The sequence below is a fragment of the Pseudoalteromonas sp. GW168-MNA-CIBAN-0100 genome (genome assembly GCF_040309225.1).
Classification (GTDB): domain Bacteria; phylum Pseudomonadota; class Gammaproteobacteria; order Enterobacterales; family Alteromonadaceae; genus Pseudoalteromonas; species Pseudoalteromonas arctica.
On sequence record NZ_JBEOOL010000521.1, the window covers coordinates 1 to 276 of the forward strand.

A 276-nucleotide genomic window follows, 5' to 3' on the forward strand; every position below is an offset into this window, starting at 1 on the left:
ATATGATCCACCCTCATTCTCAGCAATTACTTTTTGAGGTAACATTTTACCACTTCGATAATCTTTCATGATAACAAAGCGAAAGTGACAACGAGGAGCTACTGAACTATCACTAAATTTATATTCAAAATCTACTAAGCGAACTACATCAGGGTAATTACTAAATACATAAAATCGGTCAGCTGAATTAGCACTAAGAGTTTCTAATGGCTCTGGTGAATAACGTGGATGTTTGAACGTCTTTACTCGTAAATGTGACATCATAATCTTTAGAGT

The 276-nt window shown here is 34.4% G+C and carries 1 pseudogene; it reads right to left on the reverse strand.

Annotated elements, in window-relative coordinates:
- Window positions 1-261, reverse strand: a pseudogene (locus AAEY62_RS22260) (hypothetical protein); the annotation flags it as partial.
- Window positions 262-276 lie beyond the last annotated feature (15 nt).